Source organism: Aeribacillus sp. FSL M8-0254 (assembly GCF_038008845.1).
Classification (GTDB): domain Bacteria; phylum Bacillota; class Bacilli; order Bacillales; family Aeribacillaceae; genus Aeribacillus; species Aeribacillus composti.
Window position 1 is genome coordinate 2,255,175 of record NZ_JBBOZY010000001.1, and the last position, 19,308, is coordinate 2,274,482.

At 41.0% G+C, this 19,308-nt stretch carries 21 protein-coding genes; 1 reads left to right on the top strand and 20 read right to left on the bottom strand.

Translation table 11 applies throughout. The features are described 5' to 3' along the window. Positions 1–6: 6 nt before the first annotated feature. From lepB to NSQ44_RS10960, 20 genes are all read right to left on the bottom strand, one after another. Positions 7–558 carry a signal peptidase I gene (lepB, locus tag NSQ44_RS10865; protein ID WP_340857052.1) on the bottom strand — a complete coding sequence of 184 codons (552 nt, stop codon included), beginning with the start codon at positions 556–558 and terminating at the stop codon, positions 7–9. Between the two features lie 211 nt (positions 559–769). After that, a complete protein-coding gene (rplS, locus tag NSQ44_RS10870; RefSeq protein WP_063388424.1) occupies positions 770–1,111 on the bottom strand; it encodes a 50S ribosomal protein L19 in 342 nt (113 codons plus the stop codon). Between the two features lie 129 nt (positions 1,112–1,240). Next, positions 1,241–1,975 (bottom strand): tRNA (guanosine(37)-N1)-methyltransferase TrmD, encoded by a 735-nt coding sequence (trmD, locus tag NSQ44_RS10875; protein WP_063388425.1) that lies wholly within the window; start codon positions 1,973–1,975, stop codon positions 1,241–1,243. Next, a complete protein-coding gene (gene rimM, locus NSQ44_RS10880) occupies positions 1,972–2,493 on the bottom strand; it encodes a ribosome maturation factor RimM (protein ID WP_339209932.1) in 522 nt (173 codons plus the stop codon). The genes trmD and rimM overlap by 4 nt, the downstream gene beginning before the upstream one ends. 10 nt (positions 2,494–2,503) lie before the next feature. After that, on the bottom strand, positions 2,504–2,884 hold the full coding sequence (locus NSQ44_RS10885) for a YlqD family protein (RefSeq protein WP_063388427.1): 381 nt from the start codon (positions 2,882–2,884) through the stop codon (positions 2,504–2,506). A 185-nt stretch (positions 2,885–3,069) separates the two neighbouring features. Beyond that, entirely contained in the window at positions 3,070–3,300 is a 231-nt protein-coding gene (locus NSQ44_RS10890; RefSeq protein WP_063388429.1) for a KH domain-containing protein, read from the bottom strand. Between the two features lie 12 nt (positions 3,301–3,312). Continuing rightward, positions 3,313–3,585: a 30S ribosomal protein S16 gene (gene rpsP / locus NSQ44_RS10895; RefSeq protein WP_063388430.1), complete on the bottom strand. Its 273-nt coding sequence runs from the start codon at positions 3,583–3,585 to the stop codon at positions 3,313–3,315. A 96-nt stretch (positions 3,586–3,681) separates the two neighbouring features. Further along, a complete protein-coding gene (gene ffh, locus NSQ44_RS10900) occupies positions 3,682–5,022 on the bottom strand; it encodes a signal recognition particle protein (RefSeq protein WP_066246533.1) in 1,341 nt (446 codons plus the stop codon). Positions 5,023–5,033: 11 nt separating this feature from the next. Then, complete coding sequence (locus tag NSQ44_RS10905; protein ID WP_063388432.1) at positions 5,034–5,366, bottom strand: putative DNA-binding protein; 333 nt, start codon at positions 5,364–5,366, stop codon at positions 5,034–5,036. A gap of 94 nt (positions 5,367–5,460) precedes the next feature. Further along, a complete protein-coding gene (gene ftsY / locus NSQ44_RS10910) occupies positions 5,461–6,444 on the bottom strand; it encodes a signal recognition particle-docking protein FtsY (protein WP_063388433.1) in 984 nt (327 codons plus the stop codon). A 15-nt stretch (positions 6,445–6,459) separates the two neighbouring features. Continuing rightward, the gene (gene smc / locus NSQ44_RS10915; protein WP_340857053.1) at positions 6,460–10,026 is read right to left on the bottom strand and encodes a chromosome segregation protein SMC; all 3,567 of its coding nucleotides are present in this window, start codon (positions 10,024–10,026) and stop codon (positions 6,460–6,462) included. An 87-nt stretch (positions 10,027–10,113) separates the two neighbouring features. Next, positions 10,114–10,854 (bottom strand): ribonuclease III, encoded by a 741-nt coding sequence (gene rnc / locus NSQ44_RS10920; RefSeq protein ID WP_327862772.1) that lies wholly within the window; start codon positions 10,852–10,854, stop codon positions 10,114–10,116. Positions 10,855–10,967: 113 nt separating this feature from the next. Next, on the bottom strand, positions 10,968–11,201 hold the full coding sequence (locus NSQ44_RS10925; RefSeq protein ID WP_063388436.1) for an acyl carrier protein: 234 nt from the start codon (positions 11,199–11,201) through the stop codon (positions 10,968–10,970). A 63-nt stretch (positions 11,202–11,264) separates the two neighbouring features. Continuing rightward, complete coding sequence (gene fabG, locus NSQ44_RS10930) at positions 11,265–12,008, bottom strand: 3-oxoacyl-[acyl-carrier-protein] reductase (RefSeq protein WP_340857054.1); 744 nt, start codon at positions 12,006–12,008, stop codon at positions 11,265–11,267. Positions 12,009–12,010: 2 nt separating this feature from the next. Then, positions 12,011–12,952: an ACP S-malonyltransferase gene (gene fabD / locus NSQ44_RS10935; RefSeq protein WP_063388438.1), complete on the bottom strand. Its 942-nt coding sequence runs from the start codon at positions 12,950–12,952 to the stop codon at positions 12,011–12,013. 2 nt (positions 12,953–12,954) lie between these two features. After that, positions 12,955–13,956, bottom strand: a complete 1,002-nt coding sequence (plsX, locus tag NSQ44_RS10940) for a phosphate acyltransferase PlsX (protein ID WP_340857055.1) — start codon at positions 13,954–13,956, stop codon at positions 12,955–12,957. After that, positions 13,940–14,542, bottom strand: a complete 603-nt coding sequence (gene fapR, locus NSQ44_RS10945) for a transcription factor FapR (protein ID WP_063388440.1) — start codon at positions 14,540–14,542, stop codon at positions 13,940–13,942. The genes plsX and fapR overlap by 17 nt, the downstream gene beginning before the upstream one ends. 91 nt (positions 14,543–14,633) lie before the next feature. After that, positions 14,634–16,679: an ATP-dependent DNA helicase RecG gene (recG, locus tag NSQ44_RS10950; protein WP_340857056.1), complete on the bottom strand. Its 2,046-nt coding sequence runs from the start codon at positions 16,677–16,679 to the stop codon at positions 14,634–14,636. A 127-nt stretch (positions 16,680–16,806) separates the two neighbouring features. Next, positions 16,807–18,474 (bottom strand): DAK2 domain-containing protein, encoded by a 1,668-nt coding sequence (locus tag NSQ44_RS10955; protein WP_094246066.1) that lies wholly within the window; start codon positions 18,472–18,474, stop codon positions 16,807–16,809. Positions 18,475–18,491: 17 nt separating this feature from the next. After that, entirely contained in the window at positions 18,492–18,854 is a 363-nt protein-coding gene (locus NSQ44_RS10960; RefSeq protein ID WP_063388443.1) for an Asp23/Gls24 family envelope stress response protein, read from the bottom strand. Between the two features lie 238 nt (positions 18,855–19,092). Here NSQ44_RS10960 and rpmB point away from each other — a divergent pair, with 238 nt between their 5' ends. Then, the gene (rpmB, locus tag NSQ44_RS10965; protein WP_063388444.1) at positions 19,093–19,281 is read left to right on the top strand and encodes a 50S ribosomal protein L28; all 189 of its coding nucleotides are present in this window, start codon (positions 19,093–19,095) and stop codon (positions 19,279–19,281) included. The last annotated feature ends 27 nt before the right edge of the window (positions 19,282–19,308 follow it).

Sequence of the window (19,308 nt, forward strand, 5' to 3'; positions counted from 1 at the left end):
CTTCACCTACTTTACAACTCCAAATTCAGAAAGCGGCCAATAAACAAAATTAGTTTTCCCCATAACTGATTCAATCGGAATGGTCCCTATATGCCGCGAGTCTTTGCTGTATCTTCTATTATCACCCATAACAAACAATTCGCCTTCAGGCACAGTTGATCTTCCAATAATGTCTTCAAGTTTAAATGGTTCTGTTAAAGGGCCATCCACGCCGTTTTGTTTATATTTTTCCAAGTATGGCTCTTCATACTTCTTGCCGTTAATGTAGAGGGTGTCATCTTTATATTCTATATGATCGCCAGGCAAACCGATGACACGCTTAATGTAGTCTTTCTCTTCCGTTGCATGAAAGACGACAATGTCAAAGCGTTTTATTTCACCAAGCTTCGTTCCGATTTTATTCACGATCATTCGGTCCTGGTCTTGTAATGTCGGCATCATGGAAACTCCATCAACGACAATCGGAGCAAAGAAAAACGTCCGAATGATGACCGCCAACAAGACGGCGACACCTAGAGCTTTCATCCACTCAAAAAATTCATTTTTTTTACGTGACATTTCTTTCACACCTTTATGTTTTTAAAATGGTTTTTTATTTATTTTAATACAATTATTGGCTTAACAAAAGAACATGTCCACCTATTTTTAAACAGATTATGCTTTCGCTAAATAATTTTTTCCAAAAATATTAAATGAATTCATAAGTGAATGACTGCTCACATGACAAAAGGGCCTGTATTGAATACAAGCCCTTTTTATGTTCGAATATTTATCTTTCTTTAATGCGAGCTGCTTTACCATGTAGATTGCGCAAATAGTAAAGTTTTGCACGACGCACTTTGCCTCGGCGAACAACTTCGATTTTCGCAATTCTTGGAGTGTGCAGCGGGAATGTGCGTTCAACACCTACGCCGTAAGAAACTTTACGAACGGTAAATGTTTCGCTAATACCGCCACCGCGGCGTTTAATCACAACTCCTTCAAAAACCTGAATCCGTTCACGGGAGCCTTCAACAACCTTCACGTGAACACGGACGGTATCCCCAGGTCTAAATTCAGGCAAATCTGTGCGAAGTTGTTCTTTCGTAATTTCTTCAATTAATTTTTGCATCGCAATCATCTCCTTCCAACAGATGCTCATACAAGATGCTTGCAGCGGAACATCGTTTTAAAAAGACAAGACCGGCTGTCTATGTCACAAAACGTATCTTATCATAGGAAACAAACCATTTGCAAGCATTCATTTCGCCTTTTTTATTTCTTCCAGCCATTTTTTTTGCTTTTCCGTTAAAGAATAGCCGTCCAATAAGTCAGGTCTGCGCTCCCATGTTCTTCGGAGCGATTCTTTTTCCCGCCATTCGGCTATTTTTTCGTGATGGCCTGACAATAACACATCAGGCACCTTCATCCCCCTGAATTCAGCAGGGCGGGTGTAATGCGGATGTTCAAGCAGTCCCGTTGAAAAAGAATCATTTTGGTGCGATTCTTCATTTCCGAGAACACCTGGTAGAAGACGCACAACACAGTCAATGATGACCATCGCGGCAAGCTCACCGCCTGTCAAGACAAAGTCTCCAATTGAAATTTCGTCTGTCGCAAGAAAACGGATTCTTTCGTCGTAGCCTTCATAATGGCCGCAAATAAATATTAGATGATCTGCTTGAGCCAGCTGCTCTGCTTTTTTTTGGGTAAAGCGTTCTCCTTGCGGACAAACAAGTATGACTTTCGAATGCTGTGCGTTTCGCTTTTCTTTTACAGCCTCAACAGAATGAAAGATCGGCTCCGGCTTTAATACCATGCCGGCACCGCCACCGTACGGATAATCATCGACCGACTGATGCTTGTCTGTTGAATAGTCTCGAAAATTAATAACGTTAATCGAAACAGCATCCTTCTCCTGAGCTTTTTTTAAAATCGATTGGTTAAAAACTCCAGCGAACATATCAGGAAATAAAGTCAGTACATCGATAATCATTTGTCCAATAACCCTTCCATAGGAAAAATGATGACTCGCTTCTCTTTCACATCAATATGTTTCACAACATCCTCGATATATGGAATCAACAAATCTTTTTTGCCTTTTTGTTTGACAACCCACACATCGTTGGCACCGGGCGTTAAAATTTCATTTATGATCCCCAGCTCATCGCCGTCTTCGGTATACACGGAGCATCCGATGATTTCATGAAAATAATATTCTCCTTCATCCAGGCTGCCAAGCTGGCTTTCTGGAACCTTTATGTCTGAGCCTTTAAACGGCTCAACCTCATTGATCGAATCATACCCTTCAAAAGACAATAAATCAAAATTTTTATGAATTCGATGAGATTTGACAATAACTTCAACAGGCTCTTTGTCTTTTTGAAAAATGTATAAACGGTTTCCGCGTTTATATCGCTCATCAGGAAAATCAGTTACGGAAACGACGCGCACTTCGCCGCGAATTCCGTGCGTATTGACAATTTTTCCGACTTGAAACCATTTTTCGGCCATATGATCACCTCTAGCGAATCTCTTTTACTACTCCATCTTCGATCACAATCGTTTTTTCATTCAGCAATTGATCCCAGTTGTCGCCTTCTTTTACTTCGATTACTGCGTTCACTTCCCGTTCTTTTAATTCGCTGCCTAGAGGGAGCATATCGATTTGCTGAAGCTTAAATTCCATCAACTTCATTTTTTCCTTTCTTTTGTTGATTTCCTGATGGTACTGGGAAATGATGGACTGGTTTTTTGTTGTTTTTTCAGCTTTTTTCAGCTGAAAATATAATTGATCGCATTCCCGTTTCATTTCTTCTTTTTTTGCCTGCCATTTATGAATCAGTTTTTCCTTGCTGTTTTCCGTCAATATTTGCTTTACTGTGATCGGATAAATGATTTTCATTCCTCTCTCCTCCAGTCATAAAAATTGCTCCGAGGAGTATATTCATGGAAGATCCCTCCCGGCTTTTCCCTTCTGGCCAGAAGAGGGAGATCTGGAATCGTCGCAATTTCAAATGTGATTTTTTGATCCTGCGAAATCAGCTTTTCTTCTTTTGTAAAAAAGGCGAGGAGCAATCCCCTCACCTTTTAATCATTAATTTTAAGCGTTACTCTCATTGATTTGCCGCTAGCCGCTGCATAAACGACCGTCCTGATCGCTTTTGCAATACGGCCTTGTTTTCCAATCACTTTGCCAATATCGTCTTGGTGAACAGAAAGAGTATATACAATTTCACCTTTTTTCTCCTCTCTGTTCACCTTGACTTCATCCGGATGATCAACAATAGCTTTGGCAATTGTTGTTATTAACTGTTCCATAATAATCACACATTATTTACTATATTTCGCATTGTGGAATTTTTCCATAATCCCTTGTTTCGAAAACAGGTTACGAACAGTGTCAGACGGTTTTGCACCGTTTTGAAGCCACTTAAGAGCCAATTCTTCGTCAATTTTCACTTCAGCAGGATCCTTTACTGGATTGTACGTACCGATCGTTTCAATGAAACGTCCATCTCTAGGAGAACGGGAATCAGCTACAACAATGCGATAAAATGGAGATTTTTTTGCACCCATGCGTTTTAAACGAATTTTAACTGCCATATTTTTTTACACCTCCGAAATATTTTCAACAAAATAGAATATTATCAATGATCAAAAAGTTTGTAAAGTGTTTTTTCTTAACAGAATAAATTTTTATTACATAAAAGGAAATTTAAATCCTTTTCGCTTGCCTTTTGTCATTGAAGTCATTTGCTTCATCATTTTTTTCATTTCTTCAAACTGCTTTAAAAGCCTGTTTACTTCCTGGACAGAAGTACCGCTCCCTTTAGCAATCCGTTTTCTTCTGCTTGCATTAATAATTTCCGGCTTCTCTTTTTCTTCTTTTGTCATGGAGCGGATGATCGCTTCAACGTGGCTTAGCTGCTTTTCATCAACTTGAATGTTTTTCAAGCCTTTCATTTTGCCTGCACCAGGCAGCATGGAAATCAACTCATCAAGAGGACCCATGTTTCTTACTTGTTCAAGCTGCTCTAAAAAATCATCGAAGGTAAAAGACATCGTCCTCATTTTTTCTTCCAGCTGCTTCGCTTTCTCCTGATCGACGTTCTCTTGAGCCTTTTCGATCAGGGTCAAGACATCTCCCATTCCTAATATACGCGATGCCATTCGTTCGGGATGAAACGGTTCGAGCGCATCCAGCTTTTCGCCCATCCCGGCAAATTTAATCGGAGCACCTGTTGCCGCACGAATGGAAAGCGCAGCACCGCCACGTGTATCACCATCAAGCTTTGTCAAAATAACACCGGTAATGCCAAGCTCATCATGAAAACTTTTTGCCACATTGACGGCATCTTGTCCAGTCATGGCATCGACAACGAGAAAAATCTCATCAGGATTTGCAGCTTCCTTCACCTGCTTTAATTCATCCATCAGATTTTCATCGATATGCAAGCGTCCGGCTGTATCAATGAGAACATAATCATGATGCTCATTTTTTGCATATTCCAGCGCCTGTTTGGCTATTTCAACAGGGCTTACCTTGTCGCCGAGTGAAAATACAGGCATGCCAAGCTGCTTTCCTAATGTTTCTAATTGTTTAATGGCTGCAGGACGATAAATATCAGCTGCAACAAGAAGCGGGTTTCGGTTATGTTTTTTTCGCAAGTAGTTGGCAAGCTTTCCAGTCGTAGTCGTTTTCCCTGCACCTTGAAGGCCCGCCATCAAAATCACCGTCGGCGGCCGTTTGCTTACGGCAATTTTGCTCTGCTCGCCGCCCATCAGCTCGGTCAGCTCTTCTTTCACTACTTTGATAACTTGCTGGCCTGGTGTCAAGCTTTTCATGACTTCCTGGCCAACAGCCCTTTCGCTGACTTTCTTAATAAAGTCTTTGACGACTTTATAGTTGACGTCCGCTTCCAAAAGAGCAAGACGAACTTCCCTCATCATTTCTTTGACATCCGCTTCAGAAACCTTTCCTTTGCCGCGGATTTTAGCCATCGTGTTTTGCAGTCGGTTGGCTAATCCCTCAAAAGCCATGGCGGCTCCTCCTAATCCAGTTTTTCCAAAAGATGAAGTAGTCGGTCAAATTCTTCCTTCATTTCCGATTGGAAAGGCAGACCTTTCAGCTTTTCAATTATTTTTTTACGCTCTTGAAATTTCTTGAACAGCTGAAGCTTCTGCTCGTATTCCTCCAGCATCATTTCCGTCCGTTTTATGTTGTCGTACACTGCCTGGCGGCTGACGTTGTATTCTTCAGCAATTTCACCTAGGGAGTAATCATCCAAGTAGTACAGAGACATGTAGCTTTTTTGCTTTGGCGTCAACAACGACTGATAAAAATCAAATAAATAATTCATCCTCGTTGTTTTTTCAAGCAACATCAACACCCCCTATTGTTAAGTGAATTGCCTTTACATGTTTTTAGTGTATCGATTCTAACTGTAGATGTCAAGTTTTTTTCTTAACACAATTACGTTACGCTTCATCTACTAAATCGGCAAACAGCCCATAAACATATTTCTCTGCATCAAATTTCTCAAGGTCGTCCATTTTTTCGCCAAGCCCCACCAGTTTTACAGGAATGTTCAGCTCATTTCGAATGGCTAGAACAATTCCTCCCTTCGCAGTGCCATCCAATTTTGTCAAGGCAATTCCAGTGACATTTGTCGCCTCCGAAAACTGTCTTGCCTGGCTCATTGCATTTTGTCCGGTTGTCGCATCAAGGACAAGCAGCACTTCATGCGGAGCACCTGGAATTTCCCGTTCGATAACCCGCTTTACTTTCTCAAGCTCTTTCATTAAATTCATCTTATTTTGAAGCCGTCCAGCAGTATCACATAATAAGACGTCTACTTTGCGAGAGCGAGCAGCCTGAATGGCGTCATACACGACGGCAGCAGGATCAGAGCCTGCCGATTGTTTAATCACATCTACGCCAACCCGATCCCCCCAAACTTCCAGCTGTTCGATGGCGCCTGCTCGGAACGTGTCGCCGGCAGCAAGAAGGACAGATTTTCCTTCTTCTTTTAATCGATGTGCAAGCTTTCCGATCGTCGTCGTTTTTCCAACACCATTGACGCCAACAAACAATACGATGTTTAACCGGCCGTCTTCAATGTTTAAATCGGTAGGAGCGCCGTCTTCTCCTTGGTAAATTTCAACAAGCTTTTCGGAAATGGCAGCGCGCACTTCCTTCGGTTCTTGAATGTTTCGCCTTTTCACTTCCATTTTCAATTCATCGATCAAGTCCATGACCGTTTGAACGCCGACATCGGCAGTAATCAAAATTTCCTCTAATTCCTCGAAAAATTCTTCATCAACCTTTCGATAGCGCGAAACAAGTTCATTTAAGCTTTCTGTAAAAGAGCTTCTCGTTTTTTCAAGCCCTTCTTTAAATTTTGCCGTTACTGAATCCTTCTGCTTTGAAATTTTTTCTTTTAATTTCTTAAAAAAACTCATTTATTTTTCTTCCTTTCACGACGATTTCACATATCTAACTGTATCTTCCAAGCGGACGGATACAACTTTTGACACTCCCGATTCTTGCATTGTCACACCATATAAAGCATCCGCTTCTTCCATCGTCCCTTTCCGGTGGGTGATGACAATAAATTGAGTATTCTCACTGAAACGCTTCAAAAATTTAGAAAATCTTTGAACGTTTGCTTCATCCAATGCCGCCTCTACTTCATCGAGAACACAAAACGGAACAGGACGTACCTTTAATATGGAAAATAGAAGGGCAATTGCGGTCAAAGCGCGTTCGCCTCCGGACAGCAGGCTTAAATATTGCAGTTTTTTCCCTGGAGGCTGAGCAATAATGTCCACTCCGGTGTTTAACAGATCGTCGGGATTTGTCAAAATTAAATCCGCTTTTCCGCCTCCGAACAGTTCTTTAAAAACGATATCGAATTGAGAACGTATTTTGGCAAACATTTGGGAAAACTGCTTTTTCATTTCTTCATCCATTTCGGCGATGACTTTAAAAAGAGTTTCTTTTGCATTCAATAAATCGTCCCTCTGTTCTGTTAAAAACTCATGCCGTTCACGCACCCGCTCGTACTCATCAATTGCCCCTAAGTTTACGGTTCCAAGCTCTTCTAATGCCAGTTTAATCAGCTTTACTTTTTTCTTCGCCTCTTCTTTCTCCATCTGTAAAGGAAAGCGGGCCTTTGCTGCTTCAAAAGTTAGCTTATACTCATTTTGCAAATAATTCAAGAGCTGATCAAGCTCCACATCCAGCCTGTTTAATTTCACTTCTTCATCTTTTAGAACGTCCGTCAGTTGTTTATGAGCGCGCTTCAGTTCTTTCCATTCTTTTTCTTCTCGTTCCAGCTCTTCTTGCATGCTCATTCGCTGGCGTCTGCGGGATGCGATCAATTCAATTGTTTTATTTTTGTCCTCAAGCTTCTCCTTTTTTATTTCTTCCAATTGGATTTCACCAGAGTGATCGCGGTCGATTTCATCCAATAATAGTTGTAAATCTTTTTCCGCCTCTTTCTTTTTTTGATTCGCCAGATGATATTCTTTTTCAAGGCGTGCTAATTGTTCCTTACTATTTTTAAAGGATTCCTCTTTTCCTGCAAGAATAATTTTGAGCTCTGTTATTTCCTGCATCCATTCTTCCTTTGATTTTTGCTGTTTCTCCTTCTTCTCGGCCAGCTGACGAATCTCTGAATCTAGCTGTTGTATTTGTCCTTCCATTTGTTCGATGGAGGACAGCAATTTTGTTTTTCTTTCATCTAACTTCTCCTGTTCTTCTACATAGGCGATTTTTTCAGCATCGTAAAGCTTCAAATGATCATTAATATTTCGCTCTTTTAATTCAATTTCCCTCAAGCTGCCCTTCAAAGCTTGCTCTTCCATTCGCAAAGAAGATCCTTCTTCCCGCAGATCATCAAGCTCTTTCTCTTTTTTGGCAATCGATTGCTTCAAATTTTTTACTTCTTTTTCGAGCGAAGCTGTCTTTTCTTCCATTTCCGCAATTTTGTCGCGAATCGACTCAAGCTCTCGGTTTTTGGTAAGGAAAGAAGGTGATTTCTGCTTCACCGCTCCTCCTGTCATCGATCCGCCTGGATTGACTACATCGCCTTCAAGCGTAACAATTCGGTGCGAGTACTGAATTTGTTTGGCAATCGCATTTGCCCCTTCCAACGTTTTTGCAATAATAACGTTTCCTAACAGATTTTCTATGATCGGCTTATATGCTGATTCATATTCCACGAGTTGAGACGCTATCCCGATAAAATCAGGATGGCTTTCTGCAATGGAAAGCTGATATTTCGGGATTGAGCGGCCTTTGATGACAGATAAAGGAAGGAACGTCGCTCTGCCGAATGCATTTTTCTTCAAAAACGCAATCGCCTGTCTTGCCGATTCTTCATCGTCAACGACTATATGCTGGCTTGCCGCGCCAAGAGCAATTTCAATGGCTGTTTCATATTCATGTTTCGTTGTCAACAGCTCGATAGCAGCACCATGTATGCCTTTTAACTTGTTTTTTGCTTTTAAAACTTCACGGACCCCCTGGAAGAAACCGGTATAATCCTCCTGCATCGCCTCTAGCATTTCTTTTTTTGATTTTGCTTTTTGTAAATATTGATATGCTTGATAAAGCAGCGATTCCTTCTTTTCATATTGTTGTTTTAGGCTTTCCAACGTTTTTAAGCCTGTATGATAAGAGGAAAGCTGATTTTGTAATGTTTTTCCGATTTTAGAAAGCTGTGCTTCTATTTTCCCTTTCTCTTTTTTCAGCTTTTTTCTTTCGGAAATATATTTTTCGTTTGCCTCGTCTAAGCGGTCTGCTTTGACTTTTCGCATGCTTAGCTGCTCCTCAATATAATTGATTTCATTTCGAGCGCTTGCCAGTTCATTTAATTTTTCAAAATAGTCACTTTTTAGCTGCTCAAGCTTTTCCTCGATGTTTCCATCTAGGCTTAGCAGCTCGTTTTCTTTTTTTTGCAGGAAGGATTTTAGTTCTTTTACTTCTTTTTCGCATGTTTCATAGACGCTTTTTTGCTCTTCTTTTTCTTTTAATAATTGATTTATTTGTTCAGTCAGCTCAGCGATTTGCTCTTTCAACTGCTGTTCGTTTTGCGCCGCATGTTTTTTTCTTTCTTTTAAAACTTCTTTTTTCCCTTCAAGCTTCTCCAGTTCTTCGCTTGCCAAAAGAAGAACTTGCTGCAAATCATTGATTGATTCATCCAATGCACTGATTTGATCCCGCATTTCTTCCAGATTCGCTTCTTTTTTTTGTATTTGCGATGTCAGCTCTAGTTCGCGATCGCGATTTTCTTCGACCGAACGCTTCAATACTTCCCATCTATCATGAAGCTCTTCAATTTCATGCGCGAGAAGAGCGACCTCATGCTGCTTCAGTTCTTCCTTTTTATCCAAATAATCCTTTGCAATAGATGCCTGCATTTTAAGGGGCTCAATTTGCGCATTCAGTTCATATAAAATGTCTTGAACTCTATTTAAATTTTCTTCAGTTTCAGCAAGTTTTATTTCAGCTTTCTTTTTTCGGGTTTTATATTTTAGCACACCAGCCGCTTCTTCAAAAATTGTCCGCCGATCTTCCGGTTTCGCGCTTAAAATTTCTTCAACCTTTCCTTGGCTGATAATTGAAAACGCTTCTTTTCCGAGACCGGAATCCATGAACAGGTCGATAATATCTTTTAAGCGGCAAGATTGCTTGTTTATAAAAAATTCACTTTCTCCAGATCGGTAAACTCTTCTTGTCACACTTACCTCATGATAATCGATCGGCAAAAACTGATCGCCGTTATCAAGAGTTAACGTGACTTCCGCCATATTTAAACGTTTGCGAGTATCGCTTCCAGCAAAAATAATATCCTCCATTTTGGATCCTCTTAATGATTTTGCTGATTGCTCCCCAAGAACCCATCGAATAGCTTCTGTTATATTCGATTTTCCGCTCCCATTTGGGCCGACAACAGCGGTAACACCGCCAGCAAAATCAACGCTGATCCGATCTGCAAAAGATTTAAATCCTACGATATCTAAACGTTTGAGGAACATGGTGATCCCCTTTCATTCCAAATAAGTCTTTCCTATTTTACCATAACAAAAAATGATCGGAGCAATATCAATAAAAAATCCCCCCGTTTATTTTTGGGGGAATTCGCCTAATTTTTGCAATCCTTGTTCAGCTGCATGCTGTTCTGCTTCTTTTTTGGAACGGCCCACTCCTGAACCGATCACCTCTCCGTTTAAAGATACGGTTGCAACAAATTCTTTATTATGAGCGGGGCCTTTTTCTTCCAAAATTTTATAATCCAAAACACCTTTTCCGTCACGTTGAATAAGCTCTTGCAATCTGCTTTTAAAATCCATCACATGAGAAAAAGCACCTTCGTCGATTTTCGGGAAAACGACCTTATTTAAAAAAGAAGTGACTGACTCAAGACCTTGATCCAAATACAAAGCGCCGATAAATGCCTCAAAGACATCAGCTAAAAGAGCTGGACGACCGCGTCCCCCAGTCATTTCCTCTCCTTTTCCGAGCAAAACGAGTTCGCCAAAAGAAAGCTCGTTGGCAAAAGTAACAAGCGATGGCTCGCAAACAATGGCAGCTCTCAGCTTTGTTAAATTGCCTTCAGACATTGTCGGATATTTTTTATACAAGTACTCCGAAACCGTCAGCTCCAATACTGCATCACCTAAATATTCCAGCCGTTCATTGTCTTCATACGGTTTTTTGCGATGCTCATTCACATAGGATGAATGTGTAAAAGCCTGAAATAAGAGCTTTTCATTCGTGAACGTAATGCCGATTTTTGCTTGGAAATCACGAAACTTTTCTATTTTTTTTAAAAAATTTTTTTTAAAATTTGTTTTGTTAGGCATACGTTACCTCCATTTTCTAAACAAATGAAACAACCTCTACTTTATGTTAACAAAAAAAGGGATGAAAAGGGAGAAAGCCCCGCAAAGATACGGGACTTTTTAAAAACATGCAATTATAGTTTGCTCTGTATGTAATTAACTGCATCCCCTACAGTCACAATTTGTTCCGCTTCTTCGTCGGAAATTTCCATGCCGAACTCATCTTCTAATTCCATAACAAGTTCAACAACGTCAAGGGAATCAGCGCCGAGATCGTCTTTAAAAGAGGATTCAAGCTTTACTTCAGATTCATCAACTCCGAGACGGTCGACGATGATCTTCGTAACACGCTCCAATACATCTGCCATAACTTTCACCTCCCTCCAGTATTATAGAAGATTTGTCTTCATATTACTACAACGAATTCAAAATTAATACATGACCATTCCGCCGTCGAGACAAAGTGTTTGCCCTGTCATATAGGAGCTTTTATCAGAAGCTATGAATGTTACCATATTGGCAATATCATTCGGCTCGCCGAAACGTCCGAGCGGAATTTGTTTGAGCATTTCATTTCTTATTTGTTCGGGGAGCTGATCCGTCATATCGGTTGAAATAAAACCTGGCGCTACAGCATTTACTGTAATATTTCGGCCCGCCAGCTCCTTCGCAGTCGTCTTCGTCAGTCCGATAATCCCGGCTTTAGCCGCTACATAGTTTGCCTGGCCAGCATTACCAGCTATACCGACGATCGATGCGATGTTGATGATCCTGCCGGAACGCTGCTTCATCATTTGTCTTGTGACCGCTTTTGTACAATTGAAAACGCCTTTTAAATTTATGTTGATCACGTCGTCCCATTCTGATTCTTTCATTCGCATAAGCAAATTATCTTTCGTGATTCCGGCATTATTTACAAGAATGTCGAGACGGCCGAATCGTTCGATTACTTCATTGACCATGCTGTTTACTTCATCAGCATTTGCAACATTAGCGCGAATGGCAAAAGCTTTCCGTCCTAAGGATTCAATTTCTTCTACCACTTCATTGGCTTTTTCCTCATTACCAGAGTAATTTACAGCAACATCCGCGCCATTTTTGGCAAGATCAATAGCAATCGCTCGGCCGATTCCGCGGCTTCCTCCCGTTACAAGGGCCGTTTTCTCTGAAAGCATAATCATACCTCCTTTATGTCATGAACAACTGCTTCTAATGATGACAAATCAAAAATATTGTATGTTTTAACGCTGCGATCCACCTTTTTGACAAGACCTGTCAGAACTTTTCCAGCACCGATTTCAATAAACGTTGTCACCCCTGCTTGAATCATCGACCGTACACTTTCTTCCCATCGAACAGGAGAATAAAGCTGCTCAATCAAAAGGCTCTTGATTTCATCTTTATTTTGAACAGGAGCAGCAGTCACGTTCGCGATGACAGGAACGGATGCATCTTGAATGGTCACTTCATCAAGCACTTTGGACAGCTCGCTGGCAGCCGGCTTCATCAATTCAGAATGAAATGGACCGCTTACTTCCAGCGGGATTACCCGCTTGGCGCCCTTTTCTTTAGCAAGCTCCCCAGCTCTTTGTACTCCTTCTTTTGTTCCAGAAATAACGATTTGCCCGGGACAATTTAAATTTGCCAGTTGTACTAGTGTGCCTTCATTCGAGATTTGTTTTGTTATGTTTTCAAGTTCTTCCTGCACCATACCTAAAACGGCAGCCATGGATCCTTCTCCTGCAGGAACCGCTTTTTCCATCAGTTCACCGCGCTTTCTTACAACATAGACTGCATCTTCAACTGTCATGACGTTTGCCGCCACTAATGCTGTATATTCACCCAGGCTGTGTCCGGCAACATAATCAAAAACGACTTCATACTGTTTCAATGCTTCAAAAATCGCAGCGCTTGTCGTCAGCAGTGCAGGCTGTGCATTGTATGTTAACGTCAATTCTTCTTGCGGACCGTTGAAAATAATAGAAGTTAAATCAAAGTCTAAACGTTCATTTGCTTTTTGAAAAATTTCCTTGGAAATGGGAACTTGATCAAAAAAATCTTTTCCCATACCGACTTGCTGAGAGCCTTGTCCCGGAAACAGAAGAGCAGTTTTCCCCATTGTCAATCCCCTTTCAATTGCATGTTCTGAATCGTTTCTTCTATCGTTGAAGATACGGAGTTTGCCACTATTTCCCGAGCCTGGCGAATAGCATGAAAAATAGCCAGCTCATCGGATGAACCGTGGGCTTTGATCACCGGTGCTTTCAGCCCGAATAAGCAAGCCCCGCCATGCTCTGAATAATCCATTTTTTTCTTTAGTCCTTTTAATTTCGGCTTCAAAACAGCTGCAGCAATTTTCGCTGTAAAAGAGCTTGTCAACGCCTCTTTCATCATGGCAAATACCGAAAGTGCTGTGCCTTCAATGGCTTTCAAAGCAATGTTTCCTGAAAAACCGTCCGTTACTACAACATCAGCCGCTCCTTTCAGCAGGTCGCGCGCTTCTACATTGCCGACAAAGTTGATCGGCGATTGAGACAGAAGTTGAAAAGCCTGTTTAGCTAATTCGTTCCCCTTTTTTTCCTCCGTTCCAATGTTGAGCAAGCCAACTCTCGGAGATTTGATCCCTCTCACCTTTTCTGCATAAACGGAGCCCATGATTGCATACTGCTCAAGATGTTCCATTTTCGCATCTGCATTAGCGCCGACATCGAGCATCACAAAGCCTTTTCCATCAAGGGTCGGCAGCGTTGGTGCCAGCGCCGGCCGGTCGATGCCGTTTATACGGCCGATAATAAACAGACCGGCAGTCATAAGCGCGCCTGTATTCCCAGCTGAAATGCAGGCATCCGCCTTTTTGTCGCGAACTCTTTCAGCCATAATGACCATCGACGCATTTTTTTTTCTGCGCACAGCCCGAACAGGTTCGTCATCATTTTCAATTTTTTCTTCTGTATGAAAAATAGAAATGTTTGTATGTCTACCTTCTAACAATGGAGTGATCAGCGACTCATTTCCGATTAATTCAATTTCCAAATCAGAAAATTCATCAAGCGCTCTTAATGCTCCTTTTACAACCGCTTGAGGCGCGTTGTCTCCCCCCATTGCATCAATGGCTATCTTCATGTTTTGCCCCTTCCTTTTTAGATTGATTCGCAGATCTGAACATTTCAAATTCACCTGAAAAAACGAGTTCGTTGCCGACATAGCTGTTTACTTCAACAAACGTGCGGCCTTTATCTCGGTCAATGCGAGTGACTTTTGCTTTTGCGACAACGCGCTCATTTTCTTTTACTTGCCGTGTGAAACGGATTGTCGCTTTAGCCGTTAATGCCAATTCATCATCAATGCAAGCAACGGCAAGAGAGTTCGCTTGTGCAAATAGATGATGGCCGCGTGCAATTTGATTTCGGCTAAAAACATGCTCTTTTTTAACATCAAAAATCGAAATAGCTGATTTATCGAGCTCAAGATCAATAATTTCACCGATCACTTCATCAATCGGAAGGGATTTGACTTCATCTTCAAGTTTTCGTTCAGCGACATGCTTGATTCGTTCTCTTAATTCCGGGATCGACAGTTCTAGTCTGTCCAAACGGATGGTTTGGACGCTGACGCCAAATTTTTCAGCTAATTCTTCATCTGTAATAAAAGGCGTTTCTTGAATTGTTTCCAACAATAAACGCTGTCTTTCCTTTTTACTGCGTCTCATTTTTTACACCGTCCGACTAGTATTAAGACTAGGTACTAATAACAAGTATATAATCAAAGAAATAAGTTTGCAACAATGAATTCTTTTTTGGCTAATCCAGCTTCTCTCCGCTCAACACTCCGGAAGCCTCTAAATCATCGCGGAGCGGCGCAAATTGTTCATCTTTCCAAAAAGCATCAGACTGAATCAGTTGGGCAGCGTCAGATCTCGCAGTTTCAAGCGCTCTGTAATCATGGACCATGTCGGCGATTTTAAACTCTGGTATGCCGCTTTGTTTTTTGCCGAAAAAATCTCCTGGACCTCTAAGCTCCAAATCTTTTTCAGCTAAACGGAAGCCGTCATCTGTTTCCGTCATAATTCTCATTCTTTCTTTTCCTATTTCTGATTTCGGATCTGAAAGCAGTATGCAATAGGATTGCAAGCTTCCCCGGCCAACTCTTCCTCTCAGCTGATGGAGCTGGGCAAGACCAAACCGCTCCGCATCGTAAACTAACATGACCGTGGCATTCGGTACGTTTACGCCCACTTCCACTACTGTCGTGGAGACAAGAACTTGCACTTTATTTTCGCTAAAATCCATCATCACCTGATTTTTCTCTTCTTGTGACATGCGCCCATGCAAAAGGCCGATTTGAATTCTGCCCTGATAAAATTGAGTTAATTGACTGTGCACTGTCACAGCATTTTCAACATCCAAATTTTCCGATTCTTCAATTAACGGACAAATCACATACGCTTGATGGCCCTTTTTCACTTCTTTTTCAATAAATATTAGAATTCGGGTTAACATTTCCGGCCGAACCCAATATGTTTTTACCTTCTTTCTTCCGGAAGGCATTTCATCAATGATGGAAACATCCATTTCACCAAATGCAGTTATAGCAAGAGTTCTTGGAATAGGAGTTGCCGTCATAAATAACACATCTGGAAATTCTCCTTTTTCCCGCAATATTCTTCGCTGATTGACGCCGAACCGATGCTGTTCATCCGTAATCACAAGCCCTAAACGGCAAAAATTCACTTCCTCCTGAATAAGGGAATGCGTCCCTATGATCATGTTAATGTCCCCGGATTTCAACTGAAGAAGCAGTTCTTTTCGTTTTTTCCCTTTGATTGAGCTTGTTAATAAAGCGATGCGGACAGACGTATGCGAAAAAAGATTTGACAATGATTTCGCATGCTGCTCAGCTAAAATTTCCGTTGGAACCATCAATGCCGCTTGATAGCCGCTTAACACAGCGGCATACATCACAATGGCAGCAACTGCGGTTTTCCCTGATCCAACATCTCCTTGAAGAAGGCGGTTCATTCTGTAGGGTGAAGACATATCGGATAAAATTTCCGAAACGACACGCTTTTGTGCGTTTGTTAATGAAAAAGGAAGCGTGTCGATAAAGGATTGCAATTCTTTTCGATCAAAATGATGAGAAATTCCTCTTGAGGAAGACCTGCGAAAATGTTTAATCGCCTGCATTTTCAATTGAAATAATAAAAATTCTTCATAAACAAATCTTCTTCTTGCTTGTTTCAGTTCATCGGCATTTTTGGGAAGGTGCATGGCTCTTACCGCTTCTTCTTTCATCGGCAATTTATATCGCTTCCTGAGCATTTCCGGCAAATTTTCTGGAATAAAACTGGAATACGACTGGATGGCGGTCCTGATAATCCGTTTTAGCTCTGAAACAGTCAGCTTTCCGCGGACTGAATAAACGGGTTCTACTTCTTGATTTTGCTTATGAGGCCCAAAATGAATCTGTTGAACATTGACAGTTTGCCGATTGCGGTCCCAAATGCCAGAGACGGTAACAACCTGATTAATGGCAAGCTTCTGTTTGTAATATGGTCTATTAAAACAAACTGCAGTGACAACATAACGGCCGACAAGTAGGCGAAAGGAAAGACGTGACCGCTTCTTTCCGTAATAGGTCAGCAATGGCTCGCTGTAAACCTTGCCTTCGACTGTCACTCTTTCTTTATGCTTCACTTCAGCAAGATCCTTTAAACGGTTGTCTTCATAGCGATTAGGAAAATAATAAAGCAAATCAGAAACAGTATGTATTCCCATATCATGTAGCAAACGTTCTGTTTGTTCTCCTACCCCTTTAACCGCTGTGACCGGTTGTAGCAATTGGTTCATGTTCTGTTTGCAGCTTTGAACTTAGCCGCGGGAAACCTCCTTTAAAACCGTTTGAAATATCGATATTTAGTTTACCAAAAATACTTAAACCGTGAAATAAAAAGAGGAAGGCCGAAGCCCTCCTGCTCTACTCAACTGAAAAAATATAAGAATATAATGGCTGATTTCCATTATGAACCTCAATTTCGATATGTTCATAATGATTTTCAACATGTTGGACTAATTGGTCTACTTCGTTTTCGGATGCATCTTCTCCTTGGAGAATCGTCAATATTTCATCCTCTTCATCGATCATTTGATCCAACAACTTTTTGGCAGCTTCAAGCTTGCTTTTATCTTTTGCGACGATGGTTTTCTCGTAAATCCCCATGAAGTCTCCTTTTTCTATCGCAAGTCCGTCAATACTTGTATCCCTTACAGCATATGTGACTTGTCCTGTTTTCACATTCCTGCTTGCTTCCTCCATCGCCTTTACGTTTTCCTCTAAACCGAGTTCAGGATTGAAAGCCAACAGGGCGGATAATCCTTGAGGAACGCTTTTCGTTTCAATGACTCTTATATTTTTATCAGTTATTTGTGCTGCTTGATTGGCTGCCATAATGATATTGGAATTGTTCGGCAAAATAATAATATTCTCTGCGTTCAACTGTTCGACAGCCTTTACAAAATCTTCCGTACTTGGATTCATCGTCTGGCCGCCTTCAATAATTTTTGTTGCACCAATTGATGTAAAAAGGTCGGAAATTCCCGAGCCCATGGCAACCGCGATAATTCCGTACTTTTCATTTTTGGGTGCCGCCGGTTCAGTAGATAATACATTTTCCGTTTGATTATTGACAATTGTACTATGCTGCTCGCGCATGTTTTCAATTTTCATATTCAATAAGCTGCCGTAGCGCTGCCCGTATGTCAATACCTCGCCAGGCTGTTCAGAATGGATATGTACTTTGACAAGTTCATCATCGGCAATTACTAAAAGCGAATCTCCGAACCGGGATAAATCTTCGCGAAATTTCTTTTCAGAAAACGGCTCTTTTTCTTTTTCAAACCGAACCATAAATTCTGTACAATATCCATATTTAATATCTTCTGTATTAATATGACTTTGTGCATTTTTATGATGCTCTGCACTTACCAGTTTGTCCATCGAAGGAAGCTTAGGGGATTCGGAAATTTTCTCTCCCTTTAATTCTGCCAAAAATCCCTCGTAAATAAATACAAGTCCTTGTCCACCGCTATCCACAACGCCCACTTCTTTTAGGACAGGCAGAAGCTCAGGCGTTCTCTTTAATGACTCCTTTGCTTCTTTTACCACTTCTTCCATAACAATTGTCAGATCATCGGTTGATTTAGCTGTTTTAACAGCTTTTTTCGCAGCATCTTTTGCAACCGTTAAAATGGTCCCTTCAACAGGCTTCATAACAGCTTTATAGGCAGTATCAACACCTGCTTGAAAAGCTTTAGCAAATTCATCCGCATTGATCGATTCTTTTCCTTCAACCGCTTTTGCAAACCCACGAAAAAGCTGGGATAAAATAACCCCAGAATTTCCACGCGCGCCCATTAACAGACCTTTTGCAAATGCTAAAGCTACAGAACCGATATTTGATGAAACATGTTTTTGTACTTCTTTTGCTCCAGCTGTGATGGATAAATTCATGTTTGTTCCCGTATCCCCATCCGGAACAGGAAAAACGTTTAACGCATCCACCACTTTCGCATTATTAGATAGATGATTCGCTCCTTGAATCACCATTTCCGCAAAGCGCTTCCCATCAAGCAAAGTATTGGCCACAAATGTTTCCTCCTTCTCTACGGATTCGTTACACGAACCCCTTGCACATATATGTTAATGGAATCGACAGATAATCCAAGAATTTGATTTAATGTATATTTCACTTTTGTTTGAACATTATGAGCAACTTCTGATATTTTTGTTCCATAGCTGACAATAATATACATATCAATATGAACGCTCTCTTGTTCTTGGCGGACGATCACTCCACGGCTGAAATTTTCTCGCCGTAAAATTTCTGAGAGTCCGTCTTTAATTTGATTTTTGGAAGCCATTCCGACAATTCCGTAACAATCAACAGCTGCACCGCCGGCAACTTGTGCGACTACATCATTCGAAATTTCGATCTGGCCATATTTCGTTTTTAATTCGATGGACATTCGAGTTCCTCCTTTAGCATACGTTCATTACAAACATTTTACTATATGATGATTTGGATTTAAAGAAATGTCATGGCTCCCTACATAATAAGAGCATTAATACATGATGATGTCAAGCGTAAATTCTTGAAAGTGAGGTGAATTTATATTGCAATGATCAAGGGTGTATGTTACATTATTATAGTATCTTGAAACATTGTCAAAATAGCAATTTCCTTGCAAGTTAGGAGGTATAGAAATGGCTCGTAAATGCGTGATTACTGGCAAAAAAACAAGCTTTGGCAATACACGCTCTCACGCTATGAACGCTTCAAGACGCAAATGGGGAGCGAACCTTCAAAAAGTGCGTATTCTTGTGAATGGAAAGCCAAAACGTGTATACGTTTCTGCACGTGCTCTTAAATCTGGAAAAGTTGAGCGTGTATAAAACAAAAGTTAGACGACAAGAGGTTGT